Origin of the sequence: Ferroacidibacillus organovorans, assembly GCF_001516615.1 — a bacterium.
Taxonomy (GTDB): domain Bacteria; phylum Bacillota; class Bacilli; order Alicyclobacillales; family SLC66; genus Ferroacidibacillus; species Ferroacidibacillus ferrooxidans_B.
Map to the genome: position 1 here is coordinate 11,356 of NZ_LPVJ01000049.1, position 18,474 is coordinate 29,829.

At 49.9% G+C, this 18,474-nt stretch carries 20 protein-coding genes and 1 tRNA gene; 5 read left to right on the plus strand and 16 right to left on the minus strand.

What is annotated here, in order from left to right:
* Positions 1-26: 26 nt before the first annotated feature.
* From ATW55_RS10635 to ATW55_RS10655, 5 genes are all read right to left on the minus strand, one after another.
* Positions 27-992: an ABC transporter ATP-binding protein gene (locus ATW55_RS10635; RefSeq protein ID WP_067717086.1), complete on the minus strand. Its 966-nt coding sequence runs from the start codon at positions 990-992 to the stop codon at positions 27-29.
* Positions 985-1,977, minus strand: coding sequence for an ABC transporter ATP-binding protein (locus ATW55_RS10640; RefSeq protein ID WP_067717090.1), 993 nt, complete (start codon positions 1,975-1,977; stop codon positions 985-987). The genes ATW55_RS10635 and ATW55_RS10640 overlap by 8 nt, the downstream gene beginning before the upstream one ends.
* On the minus strand, positions 1,964-2,890 hold the full coding sequence (locus ATW55_RS10645) for an ABC transporter permease (protein ID WP_067717094.1): 927 nt from the start codon (positions 2,888-2,890) through the stop codon (positions 1,964-1,966). Before ATW55_RS10645 ends, ATW55_RS10640 begins: the two co-directional genes overlap by 14 nt.
* Complete coding sequence (locus tag ATW55_RS10650) at positions 2,887-3,876, minus strand: ABC transporter permease (protein ID WP_067717097.1); 990 nt, start codon at positions 3,874-3,876, stop codon at positions 2,887-2,889. The genes ATW55_RS10645 and ATW55_RS10650 overlap by 4 nt, the downstream gene beginning before the upstream one ends.
* Positions 3,877-3,990: 114 nt before the next feature.
* Complete coding sequence (locus tag ATW55_RS10655; protein ID WP_067717101.1) at positions 3,991-5,652, minus strand: ABC transporter substrate-binding protein; 1,662 nt, start codon at positions 5,650-5,652, stop codon at positions 3,991-3,993.
* 309 nt (positions 5,653-5,961) lie between these two features.
* Between ATW55_RS10655 and ATW55_RS10660 the strand changes: the two genes are divergently transcribed.
* The gene (locus ATW55_RS10660; RefSeq protein WP_067717105.1) at positions 5,962-6,561 is read left to right on the plus strand and encodes a GNAT family N-acetyltransferase; all 600 of its coding nucleotides are present in this window, start codon (positions 5,962-5,964) and stop codon (positions 6,559-6,561) included.
* 22 nt (positions 6,562-6,583) lie between these two features.
* Here the strand turns inward: ATW55_RS10660 and ATW55_RS10665 are convergent, their stop codons facing one another.
* The 7 genes from ATW55_RS10665 to ATW55_RS10695 all read right to left on the minus strand — a co-directional run bounded on the left by ATW55_RS10665 (position 6,584) and on the right by ATW55_RS10695 (position 10,180).
* The gene (locus tag ATW55_RS10665) at positions 6,584-6,955 is read right to left on the minus strand and encodes a peroxiredoxin family protein (RefSeq protein ID WP_067717108.1); all 372 of its coding nucleotides are present in this window, start codon (positions 6,953-6,955) and stop codon (positions 6,584-6,586) included.
* Between the two features lie 10 nt (positions 6,956-6,965).
* On the minus strand, positions 6,966-7,310 hold the full coding sequence (locus ATW55_RS10670) for a DsrE/DsrF/DrsH-like family protein (RefSeq protein WP_067717111.1): 345 nt from the start codon (positions 7,308-7,310) through the stop codon (positions 6,966-6,968).
* Between the two features lie 69 nt (positions 7,311-7,379).
* Positions 7,380-7,697 (minus strand): thioredoxin, encoded by a 318-nt coding sequence (trxA, locus tag ATW55_RS10675; RefSeq protein ID WP_201024968.1) that lies wholly within the window; start codon positions 7,695-7,697, stop codon positions 7,380-7,382.
* 105 nt (positions 7,698-7,802) lie between these two features.
* Positions 7,803-8,381 (minus strand): sulfurtransferase TusA family protein, encoded by a 579-nt coding sequence (locus tag ATW55_RS10680; RefSeq protein ID WP_268753395.1) that lies wholly within the window; start codon positions 8,379-8,381, stop codon positions 7,803-7,805.
* A gap of 23 nt (positions 8,382-8,404) precedes the next feature.
* Positions 8,405-8,800 (minus strand): DsrE/DsrF/DrsH-like family protein, encoded by a 396-nt coding sequence (locus tag ATW55_RS10685; protein WP_067717119.1) that lies wholly within the window; start codon positions 8,798-8,800, stop codon positions 8,405-8,407.
* Between the two features lie 147 nt (positions 8,801-8,947).
* Positions 8,948-9,739: a sulfite exporter TauE/SafE family protein gene (locus ATW55_RS10690; RefSeq protein WP_067717122.1), complete on the minus strand. Its 792-nt coding sequence runs from the start codon at positions 9,737-9,739 to the stop codon at positions 8,948-8,950.
* 60 nt (positions 9,740-9,799) lie between these two features.
* A complete protein-coding gene (locus tag ATW55_RS10695; protein WP_201024969.1) occupies positions 9,800-10,180 on the minus strand; it encodes a rhodanese-like domain-containing protein in 381 nt (126 codons plus the stop codon).
* Between the two features lie 176 nt (positions 10,181-10,356).
* On the opposite strand from ATW55_RS10695, the gene ATW55_RS10700 reads away from it, so the two are divergent.
* The gene (locus ATW55_RS10700; protein WP_067717125.1) at positions 10,357-10,617 is read left to right on the plus strand and encodes a metal-sensitive transcriptional regulator; all 261 of its coding nucleotides are present in this window, start codon (positions 10,357-10,359) and stop codon (positions 10,615-10,617) included.
* A gap of 61 nt (positions 10,618-10,678) precedes the next feature.
* Here the strand turns inward: ATW55_RS10700 and ATW55_RS10705 are convergent, their stop codons facing one another.
* Together ATW55_RS10705 and ATW55_RS10710 are read right to left on the minus strand one after the other, a co-directional pair.
* Positions 10,679-11,119 carry a DinB family protein gene (locus ATW55_RS10705; RefSeq protein ID WP_067717130.1) on the minus strand — a complete coding sequence of 147 codons (441 nt, stop codon included), beginning with the start codon at positions 11,117-11,119 and terminating at the stop codon, positions 10,679-10,681.
* Between the two features lie 21 nt (positions 11,120-11,140).
* Positions 11,141-12,856 (minus strand): methyl-accepting chemotaxis protein, encoded by a 1,716-nt coding sequence (locus ATW55_RS10710; protein WP_067717134.1) that lies wholly within the window; start codon positions 12,854-12,856, stop codon positions 11,141-11,143.
* Between the two features lie 288 nt (positions 12,857-13,144).
* Between ATW55_RS10710 and ATW55_RS10715 the strand changes: the two genes are divergently transcribed.
* Both ATW55_RS10715 and ATW55_RS10720 read left to right on the plus strand, forming a co-directional pair.
* On the plus strand, positions 13,145-13,813 hold the full coding sequence (locus ATW55_RS10715) for a class II aldolase/adducin family protein (protein WP_067717138.1): 669 nt from the start codon (positions 13,145-13,147) through the stop codon (positions 13,811-13,813).
* A gap of 283 nt (positions 13,814-14,096) precedes the next feature.
* Positions 14,097-15,323, plus strand: a complete 1,227-nt coding sequence (locus ATW55_RS10720) for an IS256 family transposase (protein ID WP_067717155.1) — start codon at positions 14,097-14,099, stop codon at positions 15,321-15,323.
* A gap of 677 nt (positions 15,324-16,000) precedes the next feature.
* On the opposite strand, the gene ATW55_RS10730 is transcribed toward ATW55_RS10720, so the two are convergent.
* A tRNA-Arg gene (locus ATW55_RS10730) sits at positions 16,001-16,079 on the minus strand.
* Positions 16,080-16,284: 205 nt separating this feature from the next.
* Between ATW55_RS10730 and ATW55_RS10735 the strand changes: the two genes are divergently transcribed.
* Positions 16,285-16,590, plus strand: a complete 306-nt coding sequence (locus tag ATW55_RS10735; RefSeq protein ID WP_067717144.1) for a hypothetical protein — start codon at positions 16,285-16,287, stop codon at positions 16,588-16,590.
* Here the strand turns inward: ATW55_RS10735 and ltrA are convergent.
* On the minus strand, positions 16,568-18,064 hold the full coding sequence (gene ltrA, locus ATW55_RS10740; protein ID WP_082685760.1) for a group II intron reverse transcriptase/maturase: 1,497 nt from the start codon (positions 18,062-18,064) through the stop codon (positions 16,568-16,570). The two genes, ATW55_RS10735 and ltrA, sit on opposite strands and share 23 nt — an antisense overlap.
* Positions 18,065-18,474: the final 410 nt, after the last annotated feature.

Genomic DNA, 18,474 nt, shown 5'->3' on the forward strand with positions numbered 1-18,474 from the left:
TCCTGCACATCATCCTCAGCCAGAAATCAAGCTGACACGAGATGACAGGCAACCGCGTGTGATTCTGCGACTTCTTCTAGTGCTGGCTCTTCCTGTTCGCACCGTCCCGTGACGTGAGGGCAGCGCGCGGCAAACGGACAACCTTTGCGAGACTCCGTCAAATTCGGGGGCAGATTGCTTGTTTCTGGCAACGCCCGCTTCTCCTCGTGACCCGGTGTCGCTGCGAGCAACAGCTGTGTATATGGATGGAGAGGTTTGCGCAGCAATTCGCGCGAATCTGCACTCTCCATAATTTTACCCCCATACATTACCATGATGCGATCGCCAAAATAGCGTGCAGACGCGAGATCGTGTGTGATGTAGAGAAAAGCCAGTCGATACTGCTCCTTTAACTCATTCATGAGTTTAAGAATCCCCGCGCGAATGGAGACATCCAGCATCGAGATCGGCTCATCCGCCACTAGAAAGCGCGGTCCCACTGCAAGCGCGCGCGCAATCGCGACACGCTGTCGCTGTCCACCCGACAACTCGTGCGGATATTTTACCCGCGTCTCTGCAACGGGCGTCAACCCCACCTGCTCTAACAGATCTGTGATTCGCAGACCAAGCGCCTGGCCACGCAACCCTTGGTGCTTTTGAAGCGGGAACTGAAGATGTTGCTCAATGGTTCGTACAGGGTTCAGTGAGCCAAACGGATCTTGAAAGATCATTTGAACACTCGTGCGATATTCCATCAATTCCTTTCCCCGCACATGCCCAACCTCTTTTTGATCAAACAGAATCGAGCCGCTCGCCGGTTCAAGAATGCGCATCATGGTTTTCCCGATCGTTGTCTTGCCGCTTCCCGATTCTCCGACTAACGCGAGAACCTCTCCCGCGCGAATGGAGAATGATACGCGATCGACTGGACGAATGTATAATTTCTGGCCGTTCGCCTTGATCGGAAAGCGTACGACAAGCTCGTCTACACGTAGAAGCGTATCATCAGACATGGTAAGAGACCTCCTGACCTTGAAACAGGTGACACGCGATCTCCGCCTGTTTCGTCTTTTGAAGAAGTGGCTCTTCCACGGCGCACCGCTCTGTGGCATACGCGCAACGCGGATGAAACGCACAACCACGCGGGAGTTCAACGAGATTCGGTGGGTTCCCAGGAATGCCCTCGATCATAACCTCATCCGCTGTCAAGCGCGGAATCGCACGCAACAACCCTTCTGTATAGGGATGGTGATCGTCCATTACGCGAAGCCGGCGGCTATCCGTCAACTCCACGACACGTCCTGCATACATGATCGCCACGCGCGAAGCCAGTTCTGAGACAAGGCTGAAATCATGACTGATAAAAAGAATGGCAAACTTTACTTCGCGTTGAATCTCCTGAATTTGATCCAGAATTGAGCGCTGCACGACCACATCAAGCGCGGTCGTCGGTTCATCCATGATGACAAGCGACGGTTTAAGACAAATCGCAATCGCAATCACTACGCGCTGTTTCATGCCACCGGAGAGTTGATGAGGATAACTTTTGAGATGCTTTCGATCGATGCGCACAAGGTCGAGGAGTTCTTCTGCGCGCTTGCGAATCTCCGCTGATGAAGTCTTTTTTTGGTGGCTGCGAATCGTATCGGCGATCTGTTGCTCAACGGTCATGACCGGATTAAGCGCACTCATCGCACTTTGAAAAACCATCGCCATCTCAGCCCAGCGAAAGGCTCGCAAATCGCGCTTTGATAATCCGTAAACATCCCTGCCGTTAATCTTAATGGAACCGCCCGTCACATATGCCGCGCCCTTTAACAAACGCATAATTGCATACGCCATGGTCGACTTTCCGGAACCAGACTCCCCGACCAACCCGACGATCTCCTCCTCATCGATCGTAAGCGACACGTTATTGACAGCCTGAACGGGGCCGCGCGGCGAGTCGTACGCGACAGAGAGATGTTCGATTTCGAGGACAGGTTTACGCTCTGTCACGTTGCACCCTCCTTCGCTTCGTCACACTGAGCCGCGGGTTTGTGATCTGATCCATCGCAAAGTTCATCAATGCAAAGCTCATGCCAACAAGTGCAATCCCGATACCCGGCGGAACAAACCAATACCACGCGCCTGTCAACATCGCGTCACCGTTGAATGCCCAATAGAGAATCGTTCCCCAGCTATTGGAATTCAGGTTCTCAAGCCCGAGATAGGCGAGTCCCGCCTCTGCGAGAATTGCGCCGAGACACGAATACATAAAACTGGAGGCGGCGATCGAGTACATATTGGGGAGAATTTCCGTGAACATGATTCGCCAATCGGATTGACCGGAGAGTTTCGCCGCGACCACAAAGTCGCGCCCCACGAGAGACATCGTTTGCGCCCGAAAAACGCGTGCGCCCCACGCCCACCCAGTGAGTCCGATAATCAGTCCGTTGATAAGCGGCGTGGTGTTGCGAATGTACGATTCGATGACAATAAGCAGCGCAAGCGCTGGCAATACGAGAAAGATGTTCGATAAGACGTTGAGTACGGCGTCTATTGCCCCACCTTTATAGCCGCTGTACATCCCGATGGTGAGGGCGAGAATCAACTGAATCATACCCCCGCCAAACCCCACCATAAGGGTCGTTTGCGTACCCCACACGAACTGCGAAAACAAGTCTTGGCCCGTGTTTGTCGTACCAAACCAATGTGCTGCGCTCGGTCCCTGTGACGGAAGGAATTCTGTGGCTTGTGGATTATAGCGGGCAATCCAAGGGGCAAAAAGCGCGATAAAGACAAAGATGCCAAGAATGCTCATTCCCGCAATTGCTTGAGGGTGGCGTACAAATGCGCGCAAATTCCTCCAGCGTTTCTTTTTATCCCTGACTGGCGGATGGGGTTTTGGGAGCGTCGCTTCTGCGATCACGAAGACGCCCCCCCTGTGCGCACGCGTGGATCAAGCCGCGCATAGATCATGTCGACAATAAAATTTGCGATCAATACGCATAGCGCGATGATGAGAAACATCCCTTGAATCAGCGGATAATCTTCGTTGGATACAGCCGTGTTCAATTGAAAGCCGATGCCTGGATACGAAAAAACCTGTTCCATGAGAATCGATCCGCCGACAATCGAACTGAGCGCAATGGCCAAACCGGTCACCTGAGGAAGCAACGCATTGCGCGCCGCATAGGAAAACATCAAACGCCTTGTAGAGACACCCTTGGCTTCTGCAAACACGACGTAGTCTTCACCGAGCGTGTTAATCATGTTGTTCCGCATCCCAATCATCCAACCACTGACACCACTGATAAAAATCGTGACGACCGGAAGCACGCCGTGGCGCAAGACGCTCGCAAGAAATGGCCAATTAAACCCGGGGGTCTCACTCGTTCCATAACTGTGATACATCGGAAACCAGTTTAACGTAAACCCAAACACAAAAAGCAACATAAAAGCACTCCAGTTATAGGGAATCGCCTGAAAAAACATCGTGGCGATCGGAAGGGTTCGATCAAGCATTCCGCCGCGCCGCCAGGCGATCAAGATACCACCGAAAGACCCCACGATTACCGAAAGCAGTGTGGCGAGACCTACCGCACCGATGGTCCAAGGCAGACTCGTTGCAATCACCGTCGAGACAGATACCGGATAATACGTAAAGGATAGGCCAAAATGCCCCGTGATCATATTTCCGAGATATTGAAGATATTGAATCGGAAGGGGTTGATTGCTAAAGCCGAATTGTAGTTCCAGCGCGTGTAGTTCTTGCGGAAGCATACGCCCCTGAAATTTGGCAAACATGATCTCTGCCGGGTTGCCAGGCATGAGTCGCGGTAGAATAAAGTTGAGCGTCACGGCCGCCCACAGCGAGATGAGCAAAAAACCCAACCGATTAAAAAAATAACGCAAATTTTATCCCCCCTACACAGAGACTCTCAAATAGGTCCCGGAAGATCCATCAAACCGCGATGCATCTTCCGGTTCACTGTGCCATTGCCTCCACCTGTGAAAGCATGAATCGCCTTAATTGACTGGTTTCAAATGAGTCAAGACAATGCCCACGGAGATAGGATTAAATGGTGCCGGATTGACATACGGATGACTCTGTGTCGGCCAACCCGTAAAATTCGTGTCGTTATACTCATTCCACGTCGCGCCATACACGAGAGGAATGCTTGGAAGTTGCTCCGCCATGTACTTTTCGAGCATATCGATCGCCTGGTGCTGAACAACTGACGAAGAAGTCTCCGAGAACATTTGAAGCGCGTGATTGACCGTCGCATTGCGCAACTGTTCAACGTTAAACGATCCTTGACTATTCAGCATGTTCTGGTACAGGAAGTATGGCGACGGTCCCGTGTTTGTCCAGGATATGGCCAACTGATAGTTTTTCTTTGCGCTGTTGATGTTGCTGAAGTACGCGCCAAATTGTTCTTCTTGTACGGTTACCTTAATCCCGATCTTTCCAAGCTCATTTGCAATGAGCGCACAGTCTGTATCCCAGTCCGTCCAACCAGAAACGACTTGCAGCGTAAAGGAGAGTTCTTTACCGTTTTTGGTGAAGATGCCCTGTGCATTTTTTTTGAATCCAGCCTTCTCAAGAATTTGTACAGCCTTAGCGGGATTGTATGAGAAGGTGAGATCCTGCTTTGGAAGCGAATGATCCACCCACGCCTTATTGTTTGGAAGTACAAGTCCTGTAGGACTCGCTGGCGGCTCATAACCATACTCCCCTTGTAAATAGAGTTGATTGCGGTTAATGGCAAGGCTCATCGCCTGGCGAACAGGGAGCTGGCTCAACAGCGGATCCTTCAGGTTTGTATAGAGCATGACGACATTTGACGGCGGGAACCAGTATTTGTTGTGCGGGCTCTTTGATGCGTAGATCGACTGGATGCTCGGAATAAAAATCCCCGCCCACGCAATTTGCCCTGTCGCCAGCGCCAAATCCGCACTTTGATTCCCAGAATACGCTGGGAACTCGAGGTTGCGGACGACCGGAGGACCGCCCCAGTATTGAAGATTGGAGTAAAATTTATAATCTTGAGCGTTAAAAGACGACAGAATGTAGGGTCCAGAACCCATCGGCTGCATCGCGCCAACTTTTGTCGGGTCGCCAAGTTTCGCCCATACGCGTTGCGGCACAATAAATTGCTCTAGGACGTAAGAGGCAAAAGGGACATTCGCCTTTTTGAATTGAAAGACCACTTCATGCGGGCCTCTCGACTGTACAGAGGAAAGCTGCGACCACACGCCGTTTGCATCTGCCGCAGGATACTTCTTCAACAAATCAAAAGTAAATACGACATCGCTTGATGTGAATGCGCTTCCATTCGACCACTTCGCATCGCGCAGATGCACGGTTAAGGTCCTGTTCGCATTCGTCCACGAAAACGATGTACCTAACAGCGGAAAGGTTTTTCCACTGATATTGTCAAAATAAAACAACGGTTGATAGATCAGTCCGATTGTCCCGTAATTCGCGGCAGGAGAGAATGGGTTAAAATTATTTTGAAAATCCCCGTTTGGCCCCGGTACAATCGTAAGCGGTGTCGTGTTTGCGCTTGCATGTTTTGTAATATGCTGGCTGAATCGTTGGATCGCGTGTGACGGCTGCGTGAAACCAGAAAGTGCCCCGACGAGAACGGCTGCGCCGGCCAATCCAATCTTCTTACGGTGTTTCATTCGTGTGACCTCCCCTTTTTTGATGGCTTACCGAAAAGGATTTCGGTATTTTAGACATTTCTACTTCTATCTCCACGGACACCGAAATGAATACGATGTTATTCCGTAGATATTTAGAACATTTCTATGCGATTATCATAAAGTAATCGCTTACATGTTTCAATAGATTGAATACATTTTTTAGTGTTCTTTTTTGTCGACCGAAAACATTTTCGTTCAGATGATGTATAGGGTTTGCCGAGAAATTCTAGTATGATAATCACGTCTGCTTTTGTTGTCCTATCATTCGCTTTGAAAAGGGTGGTACCCATGCTTGACCTGCCCGAGTTAACTGGACGTCATGTGACGCTCATCCCTCTTTCCGAAGAACACACAGATGAACTTTTTCAAGCGAGCCAAGATGACCGTATCTGGACCTATCTCCCATCGATCGTTCGCACAAGAGAAGATATGGCGGAAATCATAAAACGCGCACTGCTTGACAGGCGCACGGGTGTTGACTTTCCCTATGTGATCAGAGAAAACGCCACAAACCAGTTGATCGGAAGTACGCGCTATCTTGACTATTCCGCAGAAAATCATCACATCGAAATTGGGTGGACATGGCTCACGCCGCGCGTTTGGCGCACCGCGATCAACACCGAGTGTAAATACCTGCTTCTCAGATATGGCTTCGAGACGTTAGGGATGATCCGAATCCAACTGAAAACAGACAGACGCAACACGCGATCTCAACAAGCCATTGAGCGCATCGGCGCAACAAAAGAGGGAATTCTTCGCAAACATCGTATTCTACACGACGGTTATATACGGGATACGGTCTATTTCAGTATTATTGACGAGGAGTGGCCTGATCGAAAAAGACGCCTTGAAGAAATGCTTGGTATCCCCCTGTTTGATCGTGACTGAACGCCCAGGACGCCAAGATTTTTTAAAAATGGACAAACAAATCCGCGTCAGCCGATTCATTGAGAATCCATCGGAGTTCTTTTCGCTCAATCGGCCATTTCGTCGGAACGTGGTCCTCATCGATTACCACAAAGCGAACTCCCATCCCTGACGCAATCTCTAATAATTCCATGATGCTTGGCGCGCCAAAATCATATAGACCATTCGCGAGATATGCGCCACCCTTTGAGGGGATCGGTATATAGTCAGACCGCAAAATGTCGACGCCATCTCGCCCAAATGCCAGAATCACTTCAGCACCTGACGAAACAGCACCGACCGCAATGTTCAGCGGGGGATATGCAGACTCTAATTCACTATGTAAAACAAAAAGCACTACTTTTTTCGGATCCATCGCGCTCACCTCAATAGCTGAAAACAGCATCCGCTCGGTATGCGCATTCAAGAAACGTTACAACACCGGCCGGTTCAACACCATCAATACAGTGAAGATGGCAAGAGTTCATAACGTTCATCTGGCAGGCGTACAAGTGAATGCCTGCCTGAATCACCTGCTCGAACAATGCCGCAAGATTGATCTCCAATTCCTTTGACAGCTGATCCGCATAGCGTGTATCCAACGCGTGGGTGCCGTCCAAATCAAAAAAGAGATCAATCTCATAGGTCGTTGATCTCCGCAAGGCATCCTTCAAAACATGCGGGACGCGCTCGCTGCGCGCGATAAAATAGACAATGTGTCCTGTCTTCACGGAGCACTCTCCACTTCGACGTTTTTTCTCGCACACACTCCATACGCTCCCACAACAAACCTTATTGCATTAAATAATTCCGGACAATTGAGAAATCAATTGCGCTTTAGGTACAAAACCTACGATTTGCTTTACCGGCTTTCCTTGTTGAAACACAATGATCGTCGGAATGCTCATGATGCGGTATTGTTGTGACATTTGCGGGTTTTGATCCACATCAAGCTTTCCCACTTTAAGTTTGGCGGCATACTCACGAGACACCTCTTCAAGAACAGGCGCCATCATTTTGCACGGGCCGCACCAGGTTGCCCAGAAGTCAACCAAGACAGGTTTATCTGAATTGATAAAGTCACGAAATGTTGCATCCGTAATCGCTGTCGTCGACATTTGCATTCCCTCTCTCTCAAATCATCAGATTGCCACCCCAGCATTCCCAGATCGGCTAACTGTGATGTAGAGAACCCGCACAAAAGGCGGGTTCTCTGCTGTATATCACGACGGACTCTGTTCGAGTTCAAATGTCCAATCTGACATGCCAGGCACCACATTTTTCACGCGTTTGAAACCGTGCTCAGATAAAATTTGACACGCAGTATCGCTGCGATTTCCACTTCGACAGACGACATGTATCACTTGATCGGACAAGCTGCGCAGCGATTCGAGTTCTTCTTCGAGCTGACCCAAAGGCACAAGCTTCGCCCCAGGAATATGTCCGAAATTATACTCCATCGGTTCGCGCACGTCTAGAATCACTGGATTTTGAGTTAGCAATCCATGAAGTTCTTCATTGCTAATCACGTCTCCGTGTCGCCCTTCCGGTTTTACTTCATTCGGATCCGTTCGACGGATGTAGTGTTTAAAAACATCTCCGTCTTTAGTCGTACCAATAAACTGATGGCCTGTTCGCGTCGCCCAACTCTTGATGTCTGCAACCGAACCCGGATCCGTTGCAAGTACTTCCAACACTTGGCCAGGGCTCACTTGATCAATCGCCTTTTTCGTTTTTACAATGGGCATAGGGCACGAAAGCCCTTTGCAATCAATTGTCAAATCAACAAGTTGTTGCGTCACTTTCGATGCTCCCCCTTTTAAACTTAAAATGTCACTGATACATCTGCATCATAGGCGAAATCCAAGAAGGCAACGGCTCCGCCCACTTCAATTCCGTCAATAAAATCTTCTTTGGTAAGTCCCATAACATCTACGGTCATCTGGCAAGCGAGCATCTTGACACCGCTGTCTATCGCAATCTCAAGCAATTCGCTGACAGTCGGGACATTAGCGCGTTGAAACCCTTCTGCAAAGTGCGCATTCTCGGGACGAAGTTTAAGCATCGCTTCGGATTGTTTGTGAATGATCGACAATCCCTCGAACGTAAAGAAAATTCCTACCTCTGCATCGGTGGCCGCCGCCGCCGTTGCAATATTTAAGACTTTGTAGGCCGTCTCAAGCCCACCGTTTGATGCGATAATCGCCACGCGCTTCGCCATCGATTTCCCTCCAGTATATTGATGAAATATGAGATGGCACACCGAGTTATCCTGCACATCTCACAGGCAGCACTAACAGCGCATACCATATGGGGTATATTACGATGTGGTCATCCTCCATGTCAATCGGGAAACAACCAATGTTTTCTAAAGATGCATCGCTTGGAAGTTGATGATCAGCATGTAAACGGCCACAACGATGATGATTGAGGAGAAAATGTAATTTAATGTTTTACGTTTTGCACTCAATTTCGTGGCCGCCCACGCGCCAAACAAACCTCCTATCACACCACCGCCAACATACAACAAGACAACCCACCAATCGACAAGACCAGAGACTGCATAGCTGATTGCCGTCGTCAATCCAAATGTCCCAACAGAGAACAGGGAGCTTCCGATCGCCAAAATCATGGGCATTCCCGTACTAAAGACAAGCCCTGGCACAATCAAAAATCCGCCGCCGATTCCAAAGAAACCCGAGAGAAGTCCCACCAACAATCCAGCGAGAATGATTCTAATCCAGCGAATGTCATTTTTGTCAAATGCCTGTTCAGCAGATGTTTTTTTAGGACGTAGCATAAGAACGGCAATCACGATCATGAGAATTGCAAAAAGAAACAGCAACTGTTTGTCCGGAACCAATTTTCCCATTTCCGAACCGGCATATGCGCCGATGATACCTGGCAGCGAAAAAACGACGGCCGGTTTCCACCAGACATTTTTCTTGCGGGCGTGTGAAATCAAGTTGATATACGCGTTCACAGAGACAGCGAGTGCTGTGCTTCCTATTACCACGTGTGGATCGCGCAACCCAACGACATAGAGCAACAGGGGGACTGCAAGGATGGAGCCTCCGCCACCCAGCAAGCCCAGCGTAAAACCTACAATACCGCCAGAAAGAATGGCGAGAAAGGTTTGTGATACCGTGAGTATGGCCATCACCCCATCGATTCGAATTTACGCTAGATGTTCGAGATGAAAAGCCAGTCTTCATCTATACTATTTTTTTACAGGACCGCTCCAGCTGGACATGCCACCTGTGAGGTTATAGATAGCCTTAAACCCACTCTTTTGCGCTTTACGAGCCGCCATCGAACTGCGCGCCCCGCTTCTGCATACAAATACGACGTCCTTGTCCTTCGGAAGTTCACTCAGCATGCGATCCAGCGTTCCAAGCGGGATATTTTTTGCTTTGGCAATATGTCCCCCTTTAAACTCCGAAGGCTCGCGCACATCCACGATCTCTAGTGATGCAGCGTCACTCTTTAGTCTCTCCTGCAAAGCAGTCGAACTAATTTGCGAAACTCCTGAACCGCGTTTGCGGCTCCAAAAAAAGTAAGCCACAATCACTACGACCAGGATTACCCATGTATAATTCAATAAAATAACCTCCTCAATCTCGAATACGAGATAGGGTATTTATATACCTATTGGGGTATATGTGTCAAGTGAAGCAAGTCCCCTCTCTCTCCAATCTTTTCGTATTGACGCTGTACATGACAAGTTTATAATACCCTTAGAGGTATAGAATATCCTTATATAAAGGAGTGAATTATATGGAATATACAGATAAGATGTTCAACCGCCTTAAGCGCGTTGAGGGACAGATACGCGGCGTTTTGGAAATGATGGAAAAAGAAAGGGATTGCAAAGATGTCGTAACTCAACTCTCCGCCATTCGCAGCGCTGTCGATAAAGCGATCGCCGCGATTGTCGTTGATAATCTAGAGAAGTGTATTCGCAAGGAAATGGAGGATGAGATTACTACACACGATGCCGTGCAGCAGGCGATGAACCTGTTATTAAAGAGCAGATAGAGAATAAAGCCCCGTCACCGCTTCCGCGAGCGAGGCTTTATCCGCTGATCAACCAAGGCGATTAACCCAGTAACTTTTTAATAAGCGGAAGCTGCCCCCTGTGATGGGTCGCGTGCGCGATCGCATAACTGATGAGCTGACGCTTGTTGAGCTGCCCAATCCCAAGCTTCAATCCTGGTTCGGTCAACTCCTCCTCCGTCAGGTTTGAAAGTATTTGCTTTGCGTAGGGAAGTGACTCCGCCCACGCCTGTCGGATCACCTGCAAATCCCACTGCTCTGATTTAAAAGGATCACCCGGGTGAGTTTCAATCACTGCTCCTTCAAGACTTGACAAAAATTTCTTTTCGACACGAACGACGTGATCCAGCACCGATGCGACATTGTTGAAGTTGGGAAGCGGTCTTTTTAACCATTGATCATCTGTCAGTTCACTTACCATGTTATCAATACTCTCGTGGACAGCCGCGAGAAGTGCGTAAAGGTCAGATACCTCTTGAATCATGACGATCCCTCCTTATCTTTCCTATACTTTAAAGTGTGACAGTTTTTCTTGCAACGTCTCCGCCATGCGCGAGAGTTCCGTCGCTGACGCTGCGATATCTTCCATGGAAGCCAGCTGTTCTTGGGCTGCCTCCGAAACATTTCGCGTGCTAGTAAACGCCCCGGAGGTTAGATCCGACACAATTTTCATCGATTGGTTTGCGTCAAGTGTTCCCACGGACATGCGTTCCACAACCGACGAAACCTCCTCGATTTGCTGCGCCACCTCTTGGATTCCGCGTTGAATGTTTGTGAACGCCGCACCCGCTGTTTGCACATCGTTCATGCCGTTTTCGACCTTCTGCTGCACAGAGGATGTCAGTTCCACCGTGGCAGACATCTCTGTTTGAATGGAGTGGATGCGATCGGCAATCTGTTTGGATGACGCGGCCGACTCCTCAGCCAACTTCCTGACTTCTTCTGCAACCACCGCAAATCCTCTTCCGTACTCACCAGCCCGCGCAGCTTCAATTGCTGCATTTAACGCGAGCAGATTTGTTTGTCCAGAGATCTCGCTGATTACGCTGACAATCTCTCCAATATGCTGAGAGTGATTTTCAAGCGCGCTGACATTTGACGCGAGTTCGCGCACTTGGGACTGAATGCCAACCATTGCGTCATACACCTGTTGAATCGCAACCAATCCCTGATTAGAAAGTGCAGTGGCGTCAACCGATGTTGCGGCGGCACTCTTTGTGCGCTTAGAAATTTCTTGTGCAGACATGCCGATTTCTGAGATCGTGGACACTGCCGCGTGAGTGCTCGACGTTTGTTTTTCAGCGCCGGTCGCAACTTCCTGGATATTTTCAGCAATTCGTTCTGTCGCAACACTCGTTTGGGAAGCGTTTGCCATCAATTCTTGGGATGCCGCGACGACGTGTTGTGCGCTGTCGCTCACGCTGATTAATACCTCGCGCAGGCGATTGACCATTTCATTGTACGATTCTGCGAGGACACCGATTTCATCTTTATTTTTCACGTGAAGTGCCTCAACGCTGAAGTCTCCGTCCGAGATCTGATGAACCCGTTTGGCGATGAGGGAGAGCGGCCTTAGGAGGATATAGGTAAAAAACATGATGCCAAGCGCGAAAAGGACAATAATCACACCGCCAAAAAGAATGATTCGTTCTTGACTCATTGCATCCGTCAAGGTATTCACAGTGTTTTGCTCAACGATGGTTTTTCCTATGGCCTCAAGACGGTTCAAATCCGAGGTAAGCGCGTTTGATACCGCGCTGTTGGTAATGAACATAATCTGTTGGGCCGCTTTGTGATCCGTGGCATTCAGTTTTTCGACTTGGGAGAAGTACCCTTCATAACGGTTCGCATCTTGCATAGCGTGACGCAATAACGTTTGATCATTCGCCTTCGTCATCAACGGAGCGAGATCTTGCAAGGATTGGTTGAGACTGCCCTCGGCCGCCTTGATTTGATTGAAAGTGGCTTGACTGAGTGACTGATCGCCATAACCTTGCAAACCTACCCACATATTGGATTGATCATCCATCGTTAGAAATGAAGTATTGGCTCGATGTGAGTATTGATTGATGCGCATACCTGTATCGCGAAGGGTATTGGTCGCCTGAATAACCCTTTGCGAATGTTGAAACGACACGACAATCATGATAACTACGGCAAGGACAATAACGCCAAGCAACACCATAAGCTTGCCTACAAAACTATGACGGATTTGATTCACGTTATGAAACCCCTTACTTTATATTTACAATAGGTATAGAGCAAACATAACATACGGGCGCATGCGGCACAATTAAATTCGACATAATACAACAGCGTTCGACAAATCCGCAAACTTAACTACCCGATTCGACGTCATCTGCCGAGCGTTTTCCTGCTTTTTACGTAACATGTTTGAATCTACGCGAAGTCCACGCGGTGACTTCACCCTTTACTTTCTCACCCTTGCGTCAAACACATCTTACTGTATAATGCAGTATGTAGACACAATACCTACGGGGGTGTTTCAATGGAAATCAAAGATGCAAAACAGGCGATCATTCAAGCTGCCGTTTCACTGCGGGATTCCGGCCTGATGTTCCGCGGCCACCACGCCAACCTCTCTGCTCGTCTCAGTGACGATACCATGCTTATGACACGCGGCGGAAACGTTGCCAACCTCGACGAGGACAGCTTCGCTGTCATTCGAACTGACGGCACCGTTCTTGAAGGTGAAGTCATGCCTACACAGGCAGAAATCATTCAGATGCACGCTGCCGTTTACCGAGCGCGCAAAGCGGTAGGGGGAATCATCCACACCCACGCACCACACGCAACCGCATTTGCGCTTGCGCACGAACCTATTCCAGTTGTCTATGAACCTCTCATGCGTTTTGGCGTGACCGAGCCTACACCTGTGATTCCGTGGGCGCCCCGAGGTTCTGATGCTTCAGTGCGCGGTATTGTCAATGCGATTGAACAGAATCCAGGTGTTTCAGCAGTTTTATTGGCCAACCACGGCGTACTCGCCTTTAGCCAAACGCCTTCCGAAACCGCCCAACTCCTGGCGACGCTTGATGAAGCGGCTGAATTGATTCTTTACGCCCGCCAAATTGGCGGAGAAAAGCCGCTGCCAGCGCAAGCCTTTAAGCAGATTGAAGAACGCAAGCGTGAATTCGCATCGGCTGCCAAAGCCTAATTTGACCTCGACACTCATCTCACGAAAAAACGGGATCGTGCGTTGACAGAGCGCGCAATCCCGTTTTTTTTTTTTGCAATTTCTTCATATGGCGCACGAACAACATATTTTCTTAAAGAGTTACCCACTGGCCAATTCACGAGCAATGGGCGTAGAGTAGTGTCCGTTATTATGTGTAAAAGTGCGTAGGCTCGAGACTGCGCACTGGCTCTATCAAATAAGATGAGCCATTCGGTTTCCTCTGGTAGAATGGGTGTGTCAAGTACTCACTCACAGAAGGAGAATCCAAAGGGCTCAACCTCAGTTTACGATAAATCTCGATCTTTTGCAGTCCCTTTTTCAAAGTGATCAGGGATTGCCGCTTCTCTTACAGCATGTGTTGAATCAGATCTTGCAGATGCAAGCCAGCGAGCAGCTTCAAGCAGAGCCTTATGAACGTTCGGAGGACCGCACCGATCATCGCAACGGAAACTATACTCGATCGCTTACGACGCGCGTCGGCACCTTGAAACTTCACGTTCCGCGCCTTCGCAACGGGCAGTTTTCTACCGAACTGTTTTCACGGTATCAGCGTTCCGAACAGGCGCTGATCCTGAGCCTTATGGAGATGGTGGTGCAAGGCGTTTCGACGCGTAAAGTGACAGAAATCACGGAAGAACTGTGTGGCACCTCCTTTTCCAAGTCGACGGTGTCGGATCTATGCAAGCGCCTTGATCCGGTGGTGCAAAGCTTCAATGAGCGTGACTTGTCAGAGCGAACGTATCCGTTTGTATTGGTGGACGCGATCGTCCTCAAAGTGCGAGAAAATCGACGGATTCGGCAAATGAGCATGATGGTTGCCGTCGGCGTCAATGATCAAGGGTTTCGGGAAATCCTCGGTCTGCGTGTTGGCGATAAGGAGTCGTATGCGAATTGGCATGACTTCTTTGGGTGGCTTAAACAGCGGCAACTGCGGGGTGTCGATCTTGTCGTATCGGACAGTCACGCGGGGCTTGTTCAGGCGGTTCAAACGCAATTCATCGGATGCACCTGGCAACGCTGCCAAACGCATTTTACGCGCAATATCCTTGATCAGGCGCCTAAGACGCTGATGTCTGAAATTCAGCAGCAGGTACGGGCGATTCTAACGGCGCCTGACGAGGAGACAGCAAGGACGCTGTTAAACCGTGTGCTCGAAGAATACGGCGAGAAGGCACCCAAGGCGGTCAAGGTGTTGGAAGAGGGGTTTGAGGATGCAACGGCAGTATTAGCGTTGCCCGAACCGTTGCGTCGGAAGTTGCGGACGACGAACAGCGTGGAACGGTTAAACGAGGAGATTCGCCGTCGTGAGCGAGTCATTCGCATCTTTCCCAATCGAGAGTCTGCGCTTCGTTTGCTAGGAGCGTTACTGATGGAGATTGATGAGGGATGGTCGTCCCATCGAAAATACCTCGACATGGATGGATATGCTTCGTGGTGCAAAGAGCAGCAGGAGAAATGGAGGCAGAAGGTCGAGGCGGAGGCATCATGAAGCTTCCACCTTGCGCTTGGGGTGGCCAGGGTTAGGCGAAAAGCGCAGCATCCCTTGCAGGATGCGGTACACTGGCTGATCCAGACGGAACCTTAATGAACACGTTGCGCTTGGGTCCCGTCTGGCCGGACAAACCAAACCGCATCCATGCAAGGGTGGAGCCGCACGAATCGCAAGATGAACGGAAGAGCTTCAAGTCGTCAGAAGGCGATGAAAAGGTAAGGCACCCCATCGACAAAGAGAAAACGAAATTACACACAATTACGGACTTGACCGGGCGTAGCGGGTACAGTGATGTTGGGCTTACATAACGCGCTCATCCATTAGGCATCATAATGAAGCGTAAGAATTACTACGAAAGGTGGTACATCAATGAATGACAACAATGAAGAAAGTCGCAAACAAAGTCACATGATACAGTCTCCTACGGTCATGAAACAACAAAATGAGCTGGAAAGCCAGAGTCTTAAGACCGACATAAAAAGCAAAAAGGTAGTACCAATGAGATTCAGGCGATGGAAACAGAAGATGGGCTCACCCAGTAAATCTTCTCGAGGAATACTGCACACACAGATTCTCAGATTACCTCAGCAACTCTAAAAATACCCCAAAAATTGACCATAAATTTTTATGAAAAACGCGGCTTCTAGATAACCAGAAGTCGCGTTTTTCTTTACTGGCGCACCCGGAGGGACTCGAACCCCCGCAAGACGCGGTTTAGGAAACCACCGCTCTATCCACCTGAGCTACGGGTGCATGTTCCATAAATCTTAGAATACCACAGTTCCGATTAACCGCAAAATGTAATTTTGGCCATCCTTTATCCCGTCTTTTTGAATCCATCCGCTCGGACCCATCGACAAGTTTGCGGGGAATCAGCGTTTGTACCTTCCGTTTGCCCTGAGTGTCGCATTGATTGACGATGTAAGTCGCTCAATCCGCACTGGGAGGTGTCGTACAAATGCATCCGATGTATAGTCAAGCGCGCACGCTCTACGGACAGCCCGTTTGCGTTCACGCGTATGGGCGGGCTCACTACGGAGTCATCCACCACGTAACTGCTGACGGCATCTACCTCCGTCAAATAAACACAAACGGCGTTCGCCCTGTCTCATCCCGCCAAGGTGACCCGGAAATCTTCACAACTGCCGACGCGGAACGCGCCATTCATCACGGTGAGGCTGAAATGTATGACCAAGTCTTCTGGCCGTTTTTCTTCTTGCCATTCCTTGCGATCGCAGCCCTCAGCCCATGGTGGTACTGGTGATCGAGTAGGAGGGGGCGCCTAGCCCCCGACCTCTCACACCACCGTACATGCGGGTCCGCATACGGCGGTTCATGAAAGCACTGCGAAGTTGCAAGTACCTCTCCTGTAGACTCCGCAGACCAAGTTCCTCAAAGTACGTTTTGTCCATGGCGTTGTTTAGGTTCCTCGCCATTTCCCAACTTCCGCGTCGAGAGTTTGCCATCATGAATACGACCCATTCGGGTTGTTTCAGCGCTCGCAGTTCACAAATTCTTGTCCGCACCCGTTTCCATTGTTTCCAGATGCACATCCGCAATCTTCGGCGTATCCACGCGTCGAATCGTTGGCAGTGTCCTTTCATTTCGGCAAGTCGGAAGTACGCCACCCATCCTAGGATATAGGCATTCAGTTGCCGTATTCGTTCTTGCAAAGGCATACTACGTGTCCGATTCGTGATCTCTCTCACGCGGTCTTTGAATCGCTCTATTGTCTTGTCTGCTAATCGTATCGGGGCGCGTTTTTGCGAAAGAAAACTGTACCCTAGAAACTTGCGCTTCCATGGTCTGTCCACAGCGCTTTTGTCCCGATTCACTCTGAGTTTCAGGTTATCCTCCAAGTATTTCGTCAGGGATGCTTTCACTCGTTCACCTGCACGGCGACTCTTGACGTAGATGTTGCAATCATCGGCATATCGGACAAATTTGTGTCCTCGCCGAATCAACTCTTTGTCGAAGTCGTCAAGTACGATGTTTGCGAGTAGCGGACTGAGCGGGCCGCCTTGCGGTGTGCCCAATTCTGTTCTCGTTGCAATCCCATTCACCATGACGCCAGCATTCAGATACGCGCGTATGAGCTTTAGCACTCGCTTGTCTTTGACCTTGCGCGCTACTCTCGACATCAGGATGTCATGGTTCACGCGGTCAAAGAACTTCTCCAAGTCCATGTCCACAGTCCATCGGTATCCCGCTTGGATGTATCCTTGTGCTTGAATCACTGCGTCATGTGCTTTTCGTCCGGGACGAAACCCATAGCTGTGTTCGCTAAACGTCGGGTCAAAAATGGGTGTCAGTACTTGGAGTAGTGCCTGTTGGATAAGTCGGTCAATCACGGTTGGGATACCTAGTCCCCGCTTCCCGCCTCCGGATTTCGGGATTTCGACTCGTCTGACCGGTTGCGGTTTATAGGTTCCCGCGAGCAACTGCTGGCGAATGCCAGCCCAGTGTTCGACGACATAATTTCGTAGGGATTTTACGTCTACGCCGTCTACTCCCGATGCTCCCTTATTTGATTCGACTCGGTCGAGCGCTTGTAGCATGTTGCTACGCTCAAGCACGCTCTCCAACAGCAAGGCCTTGCCTTCGCAGGTTGGGATCTGTCCTTGTGCCGACGATGAACTAAGCCCTTGTGTACCAGTCCCTTGCGGCTTCACCGCTACTTCCTGATCCAAGGCTCCTTGCGGAGTTTTCTGCTGTCGCTGCTCGTCATACGAACGCATACAGTCCAACCTCACTTCATGTTCAGTCCTTCCGCGACGTGCGCACCGTCGCGTACTATGACGTCTGCTGACTCCTGTCCGTTCAGCGCCGATTCTCACCAGCGGTTACTATCTCTGTTAGCGTATCGGACAGGTCTCCCCGGATAAGAACGGACTCTTTCCCCTCATGCACCTGCCGCAGTTTACTGCCATAACCCTTGGCGACTTCGGACTTCGTTGTGTTATGGCAACTCGTCCAGCTATGACAGCCTCAAATGCGATTCGTGTACCTCAGGTCGAGGGTTTGCCTAAAGCTTCCTTCAGATTCTACCTCGCGGTGGACACCCTTGCTCTTGGCTAACGGTAGGTCTGTCGCCAACCCCCGTTCGGGACTTGCACCCTAAAGATTCCGCCCATGCCGGGCGTACATA